The 14997-nt window shown below is 64.3% G+C and carries 17 protein-coding genes; all 17 read right to left on the bottom strand.

Features of this window, described 5'->3' with window-relative positions; all coding sequences use genetic code 11:
* Positions 1-92 precede the first annotated feature (92 nt).
* Positions 93-1160 (bottom strand): class I fructose-bisphosphate aldolase, encoded by a 1068-nt coding sequence (locus DXY03_RS04840; RefSeq protein WP_114987922.1) that lies wholly within the window; start codon positions 1158-1160, stop codon positions 93-95.
* A gap of 110 nt (positions 1161-1270) precedes the next feature.
* Positions 1271-2350, bottom strand: coding sequence for a Gfo/Idh/MocA family protein (locus DXY03_RS04845; RefSeq protein ID WP_115009415.1), 1080 nt, complete (start codon positions 2348-2350; stop codon positions 1271-1273).
* Position 2351: 1 nt separating this feature from the next.
* Positions 2352-2723: a hypothetical protein gene (locus DXY03_RS04850; protein ID WP_115009416.1), complete on the bottom strand. Its 372-nt coding sequence runs from the start codon at positions 2721-2723 to the stop codon at positions 2352-2354.
* Positions 2720-3601, bottom strand: a complete 882-nt coding sequence (gene accD, locus DXY03_RS04855; RefSeq protein WP_115009417.1) for an acetyl-CoA carboxylase, carboxyltransferase subunit beta — start codon at positions 3599-3601, stop codon at positions 2720-2722. Before accD ends, DXY03_RS04850 begins: the two co-directional genes overlap by 4 nt.
* Positions 3602-3656: 55 nt before the next feature.
* Positions 3657-4388, bottom strand: coding sequence for an A24 family peptidase (locus tag DXY03_RS04860; protein ID WP_115009419.1), 732 nt, complete (start codon positions 4386-4388; stop codon positions 3657-3659).
* The gene (locus DXY03_RS04865) at positions 4376-4663 is read right to left on the bottom strand and encodes a hypothetical protein (protein ID WP_115009420.1); all 288 of its coding nucleotides are present in this window, start codon (positions 4661-4663) and stop codon (positions 4376-4378) included. The genes DXY03_RS04860 and DXY03_RS04865 overlap by 13 nt, the downstream gene beginning before the upstream one ends.
* 67 nt (positions 4664-4730) lie before the next feature.
* Positions 4731-5633 carry a phosphoribulokinase gene (locus DXY03_RS04870; RefSeq protein WP_114987927.1) on the bottom strand — a complete coding sequence of 301 codons (903 nt, stop codon included), beginning with the start codon at positions 5631-5633 and terminating at the stop codon, positions 4731-4733.
* 64 nt (positions 5634-5697) lie between these two features.
* Complete coding sequence (leuB, locus tag DXY03_RS04875; protein WP_115009422.1) at positions 5698-6771, bottom strand: 3-isopropylmalate dehydrogenase; 1074 nt, start codon at positions 6769-6771, stop codon at positions 5698-5700.
* A gap of 32 nt (positions 6772-6803) precedes the next feature.
* The gene (gene lpxD / locus DXY03_RS04880; RefSeq protein ID WP_115009424.1) at positions 6804-7847 is read right to left on the bottom strand and encodes a UDP-3-O-(3-hydroxymyristoyl)glucosamine N-acyltransferase; all 1044 of its coding nucleotides are present in this window, start codon (positions 7845-7847) and stop codon (positions 6804-6806) included.
* 35 nt (positions 7848-7882) lie between these two features.
* The gene (proB, locus tag DXY03_RS04885) at positions 7883-8956 is read right to left on the bottom strand and encodes a glutamate 5-kinase (protein WP_115009426.1); all 1074 of its coding nucleotides are present in this window, start codon (positions 8954-8956) and stop codon (positions 7883-7885) included.
* Positions 8953-9474 carry a YqeG family HAD IIIA-type phosphatase gene (locus tag DXY03_RS04890; RefSeq protein WP_115009427.1) on the bottom strand — a complete coding sequence of 174 codons (522 nt, stop codon included), beginning with the start codon at positions 9472-9474 and terminating at the stop codon, positions 8953-8955. The genes proB and DXY03_RS04890 overlap by 4 nt, the downstream gene beginning before the upstream one ends.
* Positions 9462-10016, bottom strand: coding sequence for a DUF3727 domain-containing protein (locus DXY03_RS04895; RefSeq protein ID WP_115009429.1), 555 nt, complete (start codon positions 10014-10016; stop codon positions 9462-9464). The genes DXY03_RS04890 and DXY03_RS04895 overlap by 13 nt, the downstream gene beginning before the upstream one ends.
* 20 nt (positions 10017-10036) lie before the next feature.
* Positions 10037-10513 (bottom strand): Holliday junction resolvase RuvX, encoded by a 477-nt coding sequence (gene ruvX / locus DXY03_RS04900; RefSeq protein WP_115009430.1) that lies wholly within the window; start codon positions 10511-10513, stop codon positions 10037-10039.
* The gene (locus DXY03_RS04905; protein ID WP_115009431.1) at positions 10513-11544 is read right to left on the bottom strand and encodes a hypothetical protein; all 1032 of its coding nucleotides are present in this window, start codon (positions 11542-11544) and stop codon (positions 10513-10515) included. Before DXY03_RS04905 ends, ruvX begins: the two co-directional genes overlap by 1 nt.
* Before the next feature lie 38 nt (positions 11545-11582).
* Positions 11583-12743 carry a F420-0:Gamma-glutamyl ligase gene (locus tag DXY03_RS04910; protein ID WP_115009432.1) on the bottom strand — a complete coding sequence of 387 codons (1161 nt, stop codon included), beginning with the start codon at positions 12741-12743 and terminating at the stop codon, positions 11583-11585.
* A gap of 64 nt (positions 12744-12807) precedes the next feature.
* Positions 12808-13374, bottom strand: coding sequence for a thylakoid membrane photosystem I accumulation factor (locus tag DXY03_RS04915; RefSeq protein ID WP_115009433.1), 567 nt, complete (start codon positions 13372-13374; stop codon positions 12808-12810).
* Between the two features lie 15 nt (positions 13375-13389).
* Positions 13390-14985 carry a DUF3685 domain-containing protein gene (locus tag DXY03_RS04920; RefSeq protein ID WP_115009434.1) on the bottom strand — a complete coding sequence of 532 codons (1596 nt, stop codon included), beginning with the start codon at positions 14983-14985 and terminating at the stop codon, positions 13390-13392.
* Between the last annotated feature and the right edge of the window lie 12 nt (positions 14986-14997).

Here is a 14997-nt window from a genome sequence, read left to right on the forward strand (position 1 = left end):
ATAAGACTCCGCCGGGGGACGACTTTACCTAGTTGTGTTCAAATTGTCACCAAGCCCTGTTGAACGAACGACAGGGCTTGGTGAAATCCGATTCAGTAGGTGTAACCAGCGACAAACAGCTGCTCATCCGAGGAAGGCTGTGATCCAGGCACGTACTGACCTCGAGAAGCCTCAGAGTTGGCCTGAGCTCTTGCAAGCAGGGCTTTCTGACCAGCTTCCAGGTTGGAACCAGCCCAGCCTTTGAGGCAGGAGTGCTGAAGAGCACGGCCATAGGAGAAACCCAGGTTCCACTTGGCTTTGCGCTCAATGCTGTTCATGTGATTGAGGTAAACCGAGGCGGCCTCCTCACTCAGACCTCCGGAGAGGAACACGATGCCGGGGACACTGGCAGGAACACTTCTCTCAAGGGTTCGCACCGTCATGGCAGCAACTTTTGCTGGATCGGCCTTTTCAGCACAATCAGCCCCTTGAACGGTCATGGAAGGCTTCAGAAGAGTGCCTTCGAGCAGAACACCGTTGGCGTGACAAGCGTGATAAACCTCCTGAATCACATGCTCCTGGATACGAGCTGTGGTTTCGATGCTGTGATTGCCGTCCATCAGAATTTCGGGCTCCACGATCGGCACCAAACCTGATTCCTGAACAGAGCGGGCATAACGGGCAAGGCCCCAAGCGTTTTCGCGAATGGAGAGCGCTGAAGGACAGCCATCTGCCGTGATCTGCAGCACAGCACGCCACTTAGCGAAGCGTGCACCTTGGGCGTAGTAGTCGGCAGCACGCTCAACCAACCCATCAAGTCCGGTGCAAAGCGTCTCGACGGCATTGGCTCCGCCCAGGGGCCTCAGGCCCTTATCAACCTTGATGCCGGGGATGATTCCAAGCTTGCCCAATTTGTCGACCATCGACTCGCCATCGGCGTGGCTTTGGAACAGGGTCTCTTCGTACAGAATGGCGCCGCTGATGAATTCACCCAAGCCTGCTGTGGTGAAGAGCATTCCGCGGTAAGCCTGACGGTTCGCTTCCGTGTTCTCGACACCGATTGAGCCGAGACGTTTACCAATTGTCTTGGTGGATTCGTCAACAGCCAAGATCCCCTTACCAGGAGCGGCTAGGGCTTGGGCTGTAGCCATCAGTTCCGAGGAGTAATCCGCCAGAGCCATGGGGTCAATTCAGTGGAAGGCAATTCTTCGATCTGAAGCGACAAACAAATTGACTTGAGTTACAAAAACGCCTTCAAATTGGAACCAAGGGATTGCATCATTTGGCGCAATCAGTTGTGAGCAAGTGACGTCTGTGCTTGGTCGCAGGCCACACGACTGGCCACGCCCTCGGCCAGTCCAGGCAGCATCGGTCGCCCACTGCGGATGCTCTGGGCCCACCAGCCGAACACCCTAGCCACAGGGGCGATGCGGCCATCCGCCCAGGTTTGCGGAAAGGCGAAGTCGGCATCGGCTTCCACGGCGCGGAAGGGCTCACCGAGCGGGGCGTGCTGCAGCTCAAAGCCATGCACGTAGTCCTTCTGATTGGTGCTGCTGAGCAGCAGCGATCCCGACGACCCCACCACATCCAGGCAGAACCCGCGACCGTTGCGCGACACGGAACTGAGGCTGACCTGAGCCGGCACCGGCAGGTCCTGCCTTCCCTGCCAATGGGCCACGGCCTGCAGCAGCGACACATCGGGGGCGTCCACGGCGGCCAGACCACCCTCTGGGTGGGGACGTTGCTTAATCGAAACGCTGTTCAGGGCCTGGACGGCCCCCAGGGGACCGATCAGCCAGGCCAGCATGTCCATGGCATGGGTTCCGAGGGCTCCGATCACACCGCCGCCCTGATCCGCCTGGGCATACCAGTTCCAGCCGCGCTGGGGATCGGCACGACTGCCCATCAACCAGTCGAGCTTCACCAGCCAGGGCGTGCCGACAGCACCGGCCTGGAGAAGGCGTGCGGCTTGCATGAACAGGGGAACAGCGCGGTATTCGTAATCCACAGCCACCGACAGCCCCCGTGCCAGTGCCAGCCGCTGCAGCTCGCGGGCTTGATCGGCATGCAGCGCGATGGGCTTCTCCAGCAGCAGATGCTTGCCCGCCTCCAGGGCCCGGCGGGCCAGGTCGAAGCGGGGTGCAGGGGGTGTGGCGATGATCACCGCATCCACCGCGGGATCAGCCAGCAGAGCGTCCCAGTCGCTGAATCCCTTCAAGCCATGGGCAGCCGTGGCGACATCCAAGCGCTCCTGGCGCGGGTGCCAAAGCGCCACCGCCTCAAGATCAGTCGCTGCTGCAAGAGCCGGCAGGTGCACCTTCTCCCCGAAGCCGAGACCGGCTATGGCAACACCAAGGGGTTCTGGAGACATCTCAGCTGGAGAGGGGTTCGGTGCAGACAGCCTCAATCACGGAGGTGATCAGCCCGTCATCCCCGGCAGGCTGCCATTGGGCACGAAAACGCGGCAAACCATTCACCTGTTTGTCGCGATACAGCTCCTGGGAGCAGTCCAGCTGCATCACATAGAGCTCGCCGGAGGGCTGCTCTCCATCCTCAGTAGCCGCTGGGGTGAACCGGCTGAGCACGGTGCGGTACCCATCCCGATCGATGCGCACACTGCCGCGGTCCCACCACTGCTGGCCCGCGTCAGTGGCAGGCACCTCAATCCATTCCACGGGGCCCGCCAGCACGGGGGCGACCCAGCAAACCAAGGCCAGGATCAGAACACAACCAGCTTGGATCATGCGCTGGTGAGCTCCATCGGTTTGAAGCCGTGTAGGCGCAGAAGATTGGCCAGGGTGGAGCGCAGCTGGGTGCGAGGAACGATCGTGTCCACGAAGCCGTGCTCCTGCAGATATTCGGCCGTCTGGAAATTGTCAGGCAGCTTCTCCCGCAGGGTCTGCTCGATCACCCGGCGGCCAGCAAAACCAATCAACGCCTTCGGTTCCGAAAGGGTCAGGTCGCCCAGCATGGCGAAACTGGCGGTCACACCCCCCGTGGTGGGGTGGGTGAGCAAGGGCATGTAGAGCAGCTCGGCTTCGCGGTGGCGTTCCAGCGCTCCGGAGATCTTCGCCATCTGCATCAGGCTGAGCATCCCCTCCTGCATCCGGGCACCGCCGGAGGCACAAACGATCAGCAGCGGCAGCTTGCGGGCGGTGGACTCCTCGATCAGACGGGTGATTTTCTCCCCGACCACCGAGCCCATCGATCCCCCCATGAAGCGGAAGTCCATCGCTGCCAGGCCCATGGGGATGCCTTCCACCCGGCAGAGCCCGGTGACGACACCATCCCGCAGCCCCGTTGAGGCCTGACTTTCCCGCAGCCGATCGGCGTAGGCGCGCCGGTCTTTGAATCCGAGGGGATCCACCGGTGACAGATCCGCGTTAAGCACCTGGAAGCTGTCGGGGTCTGCAATCAGTGCGATGCGCTCAGCACTGTCGATCCGGTGGTGGTGGCCGCAGTTGGCACAAACACTGGCATTGAGTTTCAGGTCTTTGAGATAAACGACCTGACCACACTCCGGGCATTTGCTCCACAGCCCATCGCCTTCATCGGGTTCCTGCTTGACGTTGGCGACGTACTGACCCTTGCGGCGATCAGCAAACCAATCGAACAGAGACACACAGGGCCGTCAGCTCACACCATTAAAAGCCGGACTGGGAAGAGACGCTGGGGAATCAAGCGCCCAACAACATCACCCAGGTGTTCCACCACCACCGCGGACCGGTCAACCAGATCAGCCAGATGCCCAGGGCAATGAAGGGACCGAAGGGGAACGGTTCCCTGGGGCCCAACCGGCCGCTGAGGCGAGCGGCGCTTCCAACCAAGGCTCCCGAAACAACCGCAAGGGCCATCGCCGCTGCGATGCCCCCAGGGCCCAGCCATGCCCCACCCAGCGCCGCCAACTTGGCATCGCCCAGGCCCAGCGCAGGCTGTCCCAACAACCGTTCGGCCAGGGCACTGAGGCCTTCCAACAGCAGCAGGGCCAGCACCACCCCCCAGCGGCACAGGGGCTCCGGCAACCAAAGGTGATCCAGATCGATCAACACCAGCGGCAACAGCAGCGCGATCAGGGGGAAACCAGCCCAAGGGAGCCAGAGATCAGGCAGCACCCCACCAGCACCAGGCCACACCAAGAGCGCCGAGGTCCAGAGGCCGGCACTCAGGGCCTCCACAGCTGGGTAACGCCAGCTGATCGCTGCATCACAGTCGCGGCAGTGGCCCCTCAGCAGCAGCCAACCGAGCACCGGGAGATTGTCATGCCAGCGGATGGCATGGCCGCATTTGGGGCAGTGGCTACCGGGAAAGACCACCGATTCCTGGCGGGGCAAGCGCCAGGCCACCACGTTGGTGAAGCTGCCGACGCAGGCGCCCAGCAGGCCGGTCCAAGCCAGGATCAACCCTTCCATCGGGTCCGACCACGACTCGTGCGCCCCCGGATCAGATCGATGGCAATGAACTCTTCGTCCGGCAGAAGAACAGGGGTCTCGAAGACCACGCGACCGTCGGGTTCCCGCGGATCCACCACCACACCGAGAGGCTCCTGCCCCACAGGAGTGCTGGAGAGATAGGCGAAATAAATGCGACGGGCCTGGGCGATCAGCGAGCGGCTGTCAATGCGGTCCCAGCGGGGAGACGAGGGCGCCCCCGAGGCTCCGCGGATTTCAAAGGAGGGCGTTGACAAAGAAATAGAGCCCACCTGATCACTCAGATGGGCCCATTGTAGAGACGATTTTTGGTAGGAGAAGCGGTCAGCTGAGCTTGTTCTTCTCTTCGATCATGCGGTGAATGATCGGAGTGAGGATCAGTTCCATTGCGAAGCCCATCTTCCCGCCGTTCACCACGATGCTGGTGGGGCTGGACATGAAGGAATCGTGGATCATGTTCAGCAGGTAACCGAAGTCGATCCCCCACTTCTCACGAGCACCCTTGCGGAAGTGGATGATCACGAAGCTTTCATCCGGGGTCGGGATGTTCCGACAGATGAAGGGGTTGGAGGTGTCCACGGTGGGAACACGCTGGAAGTTGATGTCGGTCTGGCTGAACTGCGGGCAGATGTGGTTGATGTAATCAGGCATCCGGCGCAGGATCGTGTCAACGATCGCTTCAGCGGAATAACCACGCTCAGCGTTGTCGCGGTGGATCTTCTGAATCCACTCAAGGTTGGTGATCGGCACCACACCCACCAGGAGGTCGGCCAGGGCGGCCACGTCGTAACCCTCGCCCTTCACACCGCCGTGGAGGCCTTCGTAGAACAGCACGTCAGTGCCGGTCGGGATGTCTTCCCAAGGCGTGAACTGACCCGGCTCGAGGTTGACGCCAAGACGGGCATTGTGTTCAGCCGCTTCTTCAACACTGTGGAGGTAGTAGCGCTTCTGACCAGCACCGGTTTCGCCGTAGGTGCGGAACAGTTCTTCGAGCTTGTCAAAGAGGTTGGCCTCAGGGCCGAAGTGGGAGAAGTTCTCACCCTTGGCCAGGGCATCCGCCATGGCCTGTTTCATGGGCATCCGCTCGTAGCGGTGGTAGCTGTCGCCTTCCACCACTGCAGGGGTAATGCCTTCCCTCGCAAAGATGTGCTCGAAGGCGCGCTTGACGGTGCTGGTTCCAGCTCCGGAAGAACCGGTAACAGCGACAACCGGATGACGCTTCGACATCGACGCAGGGACTACGGGCCCGGCGATCCTGCCAGATCAGGGCCCGATTGCACCAATCTCTGGCTTACAGAGCTTTGAGCAATTGCTCACCCATGGCGCAACAACCCAGCTGAGTGCAGCCTTCTGCCATGAGATCACCCGTGCGGAAGCCACCGGCCAGAACGGCATCCACAGCGGCCTCAAGATCATCGGCAGCCTCGGCCTGTTTGAGGCCGATGCGCAGCATCATTGCGGCCGACAGCACCATGGCCATGGGATTGGCCTTGTCCTGACCGGCGATGTCGGGGGCTGAACCGTGCACAGGCTCAAACAACCCAGGGCCCTCACTGCCGAGGGAGGCGGAGGGCAGCATGCCGATGGAACCGGTAAGCATCGCCGCCTCATCGCTGAGGATGTCGCCGAAGAGGTTGCCGGTGAGCAGCACATCGAACTGGCGGGGATCACGCACCAGCTGCATCGCCGCGTTGTCCACATACATGTGGCTCACCTCCACAGCGCCGTAGCTGGGCGCCATGGCATCCACACGGTCCCGCCAGAGCTGGCTCACATCGAGCACATTCGCCTTGTCCACCGAGCAGAGCCTGCCCCGCCGCTCCTGGGCGATCTCAAAGGCCACCTTCGCGATCCGATCCACCTCCGAGGCGGAGTAGGTCATTGTGTTGAAGCCGCGCTCGTCCCCCTCGGTCTCAATGCGTCCCTTGGGCTGACCGAAGTAGATCCCCCCGGTGAGTTCCCGCACCACCATCAGGTCCACCCCCTCGATCACCTCACGCTTGAGGCTGCTGGCATCGATAAGGGCCGGAACAATCTTCACCGGCCGCAGATTGGCGAACAGCTCCATGCCGGCTCTCAGGCCGAGCAGGCCGGTTTCCGGCCGTTTCTCGCGGGGGAGGCTGTCGAAACGGGGGCTGCCGATGGCGGCGAGCAACACCGCATCGGCTGCCTTGCAGGCTTCGAGGGTGCTTGCGGGCAACGGCTCACCGGTGGCATCGATGGCGCTACCACCGATGGGCTGCTCCTCGAAGCTCAACGAAAAGCCATGCCGCTGGCTCACCACCTCCAGCAGCTGACGGGCGACAGCGGTGATCTCAGGGCCGATGCCATCACCGGGCAGGAGAACAACGCGGTGCTGAGCCATGACGGTGCGGTACGGCAGGTCGACCGCTGAGGTTACTGAGGGGTGTCCCGCTTGAGCTCCCGCAGGGTCTTGGCCATCTCCGGCAGCTTGCTGAAGGTGGTGGCGCATCGCAGCCAGAGGCGATTCGGAATCGCGGGAAAACCACTCACCACCTCTCCCGGGGCGACATCACAGTGAATGCCGGTCTTGGAGCTGGCGATGACGCGATCACCGACGACAACACGATTGGCGACCCCCACCTGGCCCGCCAGGATGACCCCCTGGCCGATGTGGGCGCCGCCGGCGATGCCCACCTGGGAGGCGAAGGCACAGCCGCGGCCAGTGGTGACGCCATGGCCGATCTGCACAAGGTTGTCGATCTTGGTGCCGGCACCAATGCGGGTCTCGCCGACGGAAGGGCGATCAATGGTGGTGCCGCTACCCACCTCAACGCCGTCTTCAAGAACCACCTGGCCGGTCTGCGGCATTTTTCGCCAGCCCTTCGCCGTCGGCACGAAGCCGAACCCCTCAGAGCCGACAACGGCATTGGAGTTCACCACACAGCCACGCCCGAGACGGCTGCCGGGGTGGAGCACGGCATTGGCATGCAGCTCGCAGCCATCACCCACCACCACGTTGTCGTAAATCACAACCCCGGGGTGAACGATGCAGTCGGCGCCAAGACAGCTTCCCTCCCCAATGCAGACACGCGGGCCCACCGCTGTGCCGGGGCCCACCACAGCCCGTTCATCGATCACCGCCGAAGGGTGAATCTCCGCCAAGGGCCGGCGGCGGGGATGCAACTGATCGAGGGCTTCAGCAAAGGCCAGACGCGGATCCGCGAAGACCGCAAAGGCGATGCGACGCTGCGAAGCCAGATCAATCAGATCCTGTTGGTCGGGCAGCAACAGAGCACCCACGCCGCTTGCGCCCAAGACCGCGGTGAGGGCGTTGCCCTTCTCCAGAAAGCTGAGCTGCACGGCTGAGGCCTGATCGAGTGAAGCGGCACCCTCAAGCCATGGGTCCAAGCCCGGCTGGCTCCAGCGCAGACCTGCATCACCGGTCTGCAGAACCTTGATCAGGGTGCTGAAACGCATGGAGGCCAGGGCAGTCCGGCGGATCGTAGACGTGGTTAACGGCTGCGAAGCACCAGACCATCGCGATGCACCACCACCGGGGAGGACTCCCCCGGCGATGGGTCATTCATCGCGGCCCGCAACTGGTCGCTGTCCATCGAACAAAGGCCACGGCCCAGATCCTCTCCATCGGGGTCCAGCAACTGAACGGGTTGATTGGCGGCGAAGTCACCCCGCACCGCCGTCACACCCACCAGCAGCAGAGACGCACCACGGTGCTGCAGCGCAGCACAGGCCCCCGCATCCAGCTGCAGTTCACCCTCAGGCCGAAGCACGTGGGCCAGCCAACTGCGTCGGTTGCCCAGGGGTTCGGGGTGGGGATGGAACACCGTCCCCCCCCGTTCGCCCAACAGCAAAGCCTCGAGGCGAGCAGGGTCGCGGCCATCGGCGAGCTGCACGGTGATGCCACTGGCGGTGGCGATGCGGGCTGCCGCCAGCTTCGTGGTCATGCCCCCGGTGCCCCAGCGCCCCCCGTCGCCAGCGCCCTGTTCCAACGAGTCCAGCTCCCGGGGGTGGCGAACATCCGAGATCGGTTCGGCGTTGGCATCCACCCGCGGATCCGAGGAATAGAGGCGATCAACATCCGTGAGCAGGATCAGTTGCTGGGCTTCAACGGAGGCGGCCACCAACGCCGAGAGGGTGTCGTTATCGCCGAAGCGCAACTCCGCCGGCGAAAGGGCATCGTTCTCGTTGATCACCGGCAGCACCCCCCAGCTCAGCAGCTGCCGCAAAGTGCCCGAGGCATTTTGATAACGACGCCGATCGGCCAGGTCGGAGCGGGTCAACAGCACCTGCGCCACGGAACGACCATGGCGTTCCATGGCCCGTTCGTACAGCGCCATCAGCGCGCCCTGGCCGATGGCTGCAGCCGCCTGCAGGGCCACCACCGTGTCGGGTCGGTTGGTGAGGGCCAACTTCTGGCAGCCCAGGCCGACGGCACCACTGGTGACCAGCACCACCTGGTCACCGCGGTCCATGGCCCCTGCGAAGCAGCGGGCGTAGCCATCAATCGTGGTGGCGGTCTCCCCCCGAAGCAGGCTGGTGCCGATTTTCACGACCCACAGGGTCATGCTGCAGGCGCCCCCATTACGCGGGCCATGGCGCGTTCAAACCGCTGCACCCGGTCATGGCGGCAGGGCTTGCCGTCGTCTCGAACCGGGCGCACCAACACCGTGTAAAGCCCCATTCGGTTGCCGCAGAGCACATCCGTGAACAGGCGGTCGCCGATCATCGCGATCGCCTCCGGGGGCAGCGCGAGATCGCGAACCACGGTGCGCAGGGCGCCACGGCGGGGCTTGCCGGCACCAAAGGTGAAGCTGACCTGCAGCTGATCAGCCACGGCCGCAATCCGATCGCGGGAAGGGTTGTTGCTGAACAGGTGCAACTGCAGGCGGCGGCCGGCATCAACCAGCCAGTCGCGCACCGGCCCTGGCAGGGTCACGTCACGACCGGGCAGAAGGGTGCGGTCAACGTCGATCACGGCGGCCTTCAGGCCGTGGGCCGTGAGGTGAGGCAGCGAAAGCTGGGCAATGGTGAGGTGGGGATCCCAATCGGGGGTCAACCAGTGCTGTGCCGTCAATCCGGCCATTCACGCTCCTCCAGTTCCGCCTCAATCAGGGGTTGAACGCGGTCGAGCTCATCGTCGCTCAGCAGCACCGCCTGTCCATCCACCATCCGCACCAACACCAGGAACGGGTCGAGGGGGATGTAGAGGCCGTATTCCTCCGCGTCGACCATGAAGCTCACCAGCAGCTCAAAGGTCTCGGCGTCCTCATCAACGTCGTCGTCCTCTTCCAGCTCGTCGAGCTCGTCCTGATCCGGCTCCTCCAGTTCACCACTGACGGTGAGGGTGATCGCCGATCGCACCAGCACCAGGTCGTGCTCCTGGAGCACCACATCAGCCACCGAGAGAATCGGCTCGCTGCTGGCAACTTCCGTGATCGGCACCGGCTCTGCATCGTCATTGAGCCGAAACAGCGACACCGGTGTGTCGACCGGCGAGAGCAGGGCGTAGTCCTGCCCCTCGATGGGGATCAGATGCTCGAGGAAGCACAGCAGGTCATGGCCCTCGCGGTCGCGGACCAGCAGGGTGGGGTGATCGCTGCTCTTACCGGGGCCCGACTCAGACATCGACGCGGCTCTGACTGGGCTCAGGATCCACCATCGCCCCCCCCGGCGCCCGACCTTGACGCACTCTGTTGGGCCGGTTTGAGCTCCGGACCCTCCGCCAGCCATTGCTCAAGCAGCAGAGCAGCAGCTGCACTGTCCAGACGTCCGCTGCGATCGCCCGTCAGCCCGAACTGTTCACCCGCCGCCCAGGTGCTGCTGTGTTCATTCACCCAGGCCAGGGGCAGATCGAGGGCGGCAGCCAGCCGTAGGCCGTAACGCTGGCAATGCTCCGCCTGGGCCGTGGGCTGGCCCGCGGCATCCAGAGGCAAACCCACCACAAGCCCCTGCACCGACCGTTCACGGCAGTGGGCCCGCAGAACGACCAGATCCGCATCAAAGCGACCACGACGCAGGGCAGCGAGGGGCGTGACACTGATGCCCAGGGCATCGCAGCCGGCCAGGCCGATGCGCCGCCGGCCCACATCGAGGCTGAGGATCGAACAAGGACGCGGCCGCATCAGTGCCGATCACCCAGGCTTGGTGTGGGCAAGGGTGTGCCCTGGGGCCGCAATCGGCCCAGCACCTGATCGAGCGATCGGGTCAGCTGCAGGTTGCGCTGGGGTGACTGACGCCGCCACATGCTGCGTCCGAGCAGCAACTGCTCGTCGCCGCGGGTCCAGCCCTCCACCTCCAGGATCCGGCTGAGGGGGGCATCGTCAAAGGCCGTGAGCAGTCCGCGGGGGCGGCCGCGCTGAAGGATCCCGTTCAAAACCTGGGGAAGGGCCTGATCCAGCCGGGGATCCCAGGCGACATCGCGCATCAGTTCCAGGAACCCTGCCTCTCCCGCATCGGGAAGGCGGATGCAGCCCGCCAACACAGCATCTCCAGCCATCAGCACGCCGCAGCCGGGGCCGTTACGGTCCAGCAGATCCAGCCAATGGCGGTCGGTGATCTGACGCAGATGGCTGTGGCTGCCGCCCTGCTCGATCGGCCAGAGCAACTGGGCGGTGCGGCGGTTCAAGGCCGCCCAGCGCAGACCCCCTGGCAACTGATCGGTGCCATTTGGATCAACTCCAGCCCCTGGTGGACACCAGCACTGATACGGACGAAGCGGTTGAAAGCCCAGCTCCCGCAGCAGAGCAATGGCATCGGCATCGGTGGCCGGGCAGCGGATCACCCAGCTGCAGATCTGGGCCGTCCAGGACTGCAGAGCCTGCTGCAGTAGTGACTGCTGAATGGTGCGGTGGCTGTGATCGTCCAGTGGGCCCAGCAGCTCCGGCAGATGAAGGATCCAGCAGCTGCCGCGGCGGTTGAACGGCCGGGCCACCACACTGGCCACCGGGCGATCCCCCGCGAGGGCCATCAGGCAACGAGGCGAACGGCTGGGGAGCAGATCCGGGAAGCGTTGCTCGACTCTCGAGAGCCATTCACCGATCAAAAAGCCCTGAAACCGTGAGAGCTGATCGATCGGCGCGTCCTGAACCCACTGGGCCAGGTGGGCTGGATTGAGGGGCTCAATGCGGATGGAGGTGGTCTTGGGTTCTGTCACCGGACACCCTCCAACCCCAACTGCTCACAATGTATCGCTCATTCCAGGCCTGGCCGCACCAACACCAGGGGGGTGCGCTCATTGGCATTGCCGGCGGGATTGGGACGCAGGGCCCGGCCCAGCAAGCCCTCATCACAGCCGGGGCTGGAGGCCAGCACCTTTACACGGCCGAGGTCGTTGACGTCGACGATGGCAACGTCGACCCCGAGTTCGGCCGAGGCATCACGGCAGAACTGCTCAGCCCGGGATGGCCCCAGAACAATGGTCTGGTCATAGGGCGGTGTGGTGCCGGTGATGTCGTCGATCAAGCGGGCCTGGTCACTGGCGAGGCGATAGAAGCCACCGGGGATGCCCACCAACTTCATCAGCAGCCCCCCCAGCCAGGCGGCCAGCACCCGGGTGGGCCCCACCAGATCGATCAAGGTCTGCATCCCGCAGGCCGTGGCCAGGCTGCTGGTGGGATGAAACACACGGCAGGCCAGGCGCGCCACCATGCCGGGTTCCACCTCACTGGGATGGCGGTAGCGACCCTGGATCACAGCCATGGGGGTCTCGCCGATGGTGAGGATGTCGCCGGGCTGCACCAGATCAGCGGCGTAGGTGCGCAGGACGTCGATGGCGTCGTCCAGGGGGCCGAGCAGGTGGGTGCGCAGCGGCAAGACGCGGCAACCTTCCCCCTGGCAGAAGTGGGCTTGATCGGGCTGCAGGGGGTCAGGACGGCGCAAGGGCACCAGCACGCCCTGACGGCGCTGCAGGCGACCGAAGGGTCCGTAATTCACCCAGTGGGCATCCACCCAGAGGCTGTCGACCCGAGCGGATGGGGTCGGGCCGGTGATCTCGATCGAGACCCGGGCACGCGTGGTTTTGCGTCCTTTGACGATGTAGGCCGCCCAGTAGCCGTCTGCGCGGGTCTCCTCGTCGGGATGGTCGGCAATGGTCCGCGTTTTTACCTCCAGGCCGGCGGGATCAGAGGACCCCAGCAGCACGGGCTCGACCCGCAGCTCCGGCACAAAAATCTCCATGCGGGGGTGAGGGTTGCTGATCTCCAGCACACCCTCGACACGAAGCCGCCCGCCCAGATCATCAACCCGCCAGTCGCGAGGGGTCATCCGCAACGGTGAGGCGGGCCTGAGGCGATGGCGGAGCTCCAGCCAGGCCACAGCAAGTCCTAGGCCGAGCGGAGCAAGCAGCAGCGACACAGCGGATCCGGCTCAGCGACCGGGACAACTGGCCGGCAGCGTAGGCGCCATGGCGGTGGGCGTCTCAGTTGGCGGTGACTTCGATGTTCACTTCGTTGAAGCTGCCTTCCTGATCAATGCGTCCCAGATCCGGAGCGGGAAGACCGGTGGAGGCGCTGATGGCGTCGTTGATCGCCGCCAGGGGAACCTGTCCGTTCTGGTCGAGCACAACCCGGCCATCGGTGCCGATCACCACCACCTGCGGAATGGTTCCCGACCAATAGGTGGCTGGATCACCCGCACCCAGGGATTCACGGCCCTGCAGCGGATCGGTGGAGAGGGGGAGCAGATCGATGCTGCGGCCCCAAAGCCGTTGCAGTTCCGACACCACCGGAGCGAAGCGTTTGCTCACGGCGCTGTCGTCCAGGTAGTAGACGATCACGGCTGTGCGTCCCTCAGCGAGGGACTCCTCCAAGGTGCTGGCGGGAGGGACCAACGAGCCATTGCCGGCGTAGAGGGCGTAGATGTTGCCGTCGTAGCTGTCGCTGTTCAACACAGCGGCGGCTGGTGCGACATGGAGCAGCAGCGCGATCGAAACGGTGATCAGACAGCGCACCAAAGCAAGCATCAAGCCGAAGCAGCGGATCGCCATTGTGGACCCAGGGGCCTAACCGCGGCCGAAGCTGCGTCCCATGCCCTGGGCAATGCCCCGCCCCACCAGACCGATGGCGCGCCCCAGCACCTGGGTGAGCAGGATCACAGCAAGGTCGCCGATGCGGCGCACCAGGGCCTGCACCTGGGGTGCGAGGGCATCCCGGGCTTCCAGGAGCAAGGCCACCTGCCGCTGCCACCAACCCAACTGATTGAGCTCCTTGTCGCGGGGCTCCGTCAGCAGCAGCGGTTCGATGCGACCGGAGCGCAACTGAAACAGGGTGCGCTGGCTTTCGTAGAGCTGAATGGGGCGCTCCACCCAATCAGCCCAGCGCAGCTGGGTGTTCAAACGGTTCCTGAGCCGGTCGAGTTCCCTGGTCGCCAGGAGGGGGTCTCGCAGCAGGTAACGGCGCAGCTCCGGCCAGTCACCACAGGCATCAAGCAATTCGGCACCAATCAGTTCCGCCGTCCTCACCAGCCAATTGCTCACCAAGGTTTCCAGTTGCAGGAAAGCCCGCGGGTCATCGGCCGGCAGCAGCAGGCCGTTCACCAGCATCGGTTGATCGGCCACCAGCGGCGCCAGCATTCCGGTTGGATCGGGCAGCTCGCCGTCGGCACCGGTGAGATCAGCACGGCTGAGCAGCGAAGCCACCACCGGCTGCAGCTCGCCGTCGCAAGGGATCTGGACGTAACTGCCGGCCAGGGCGGTGAGGGCTTGCTGGCGCAACTCGGGCTGCAACGAATCCCAGGCCTGGGCGATCGCCGTGCCGTCCTGACGGCTGCGCAGACGCTGCAAGACCTGATCAAGCTGTTGCAACAGGGCCAGCAGCAACTCCCGGCGGCGATCCGGGTGCAGACCCTCAATCGCCAGCAGACGGCCGGTGGAATTGGTCAATCCAGCCTGAACCGATGCATCGATGCGGTCGCGGATGGCATCCCATACGGCAACGGCATTTCGTTCGCGCAGGCTGATCGCCGTGGTGGTGGCTGATCCATAGCTGGACACGGAGGGGCCCAGCGGTTCTGCATGCTCAAGGCCCATCTGCAGTGGACCCCAGAGCCAGAGCAGCAAGCCCTTGGCGAAGCGCAATTCGCGGCGGCGCCCCTGCAGCAGCAGGAACAGCAACGGCTGCTCCGGGGGTGGATTGAGCAGGGCCTCCACCCGTTGCAGGTCGCGGCTCACCTGCTGCAGGCCACTCACCAGCAACCACTGGCCCAGACCCATGGTCTGCTGCTGGCTTGGCGTCTCCGGCGCAGCTTCCAGGCGAATGTCCCGTCCCCCCTGCAACAGGGTTTCGATGGCGTTCTGCAGGCCCTGGGCATCAACGTTCTGCAGCAGGCCGGCCGCCGGCAGCTCCAGCAGCTGCTCCCGCGACAGGCGTAGCTCGCTGGGCAGCAGCAGTAGCACCGGAGCGGGCTGCCAGCGCTCCTGCAGGGCAAACAACTCCTGCTGAAGCGACGCCAATGAGGCCACGGTGTCGATCGACCAGATCACCAACGCCGGAGCACCCGTCAGGCGCTCAGGGCGAAGCACCACCTCCCATTCCTCCCGGGCGGAGGTGAGTTTCAGCGCCAGCGACTCCCCGAGCAGATCCGGCGCGAGAAGCAACATCCGCACCGGCGA

This window comes from Synechococcus sp. N5 (genome assembly GCF_900473925.1).
Taxonomy (GTDB): domain Bacteria; phylum Cyanobacteriota; class Cyanobacteriia; order PCC-6307; family Cyanobiaceae; genus Parasynechococcus.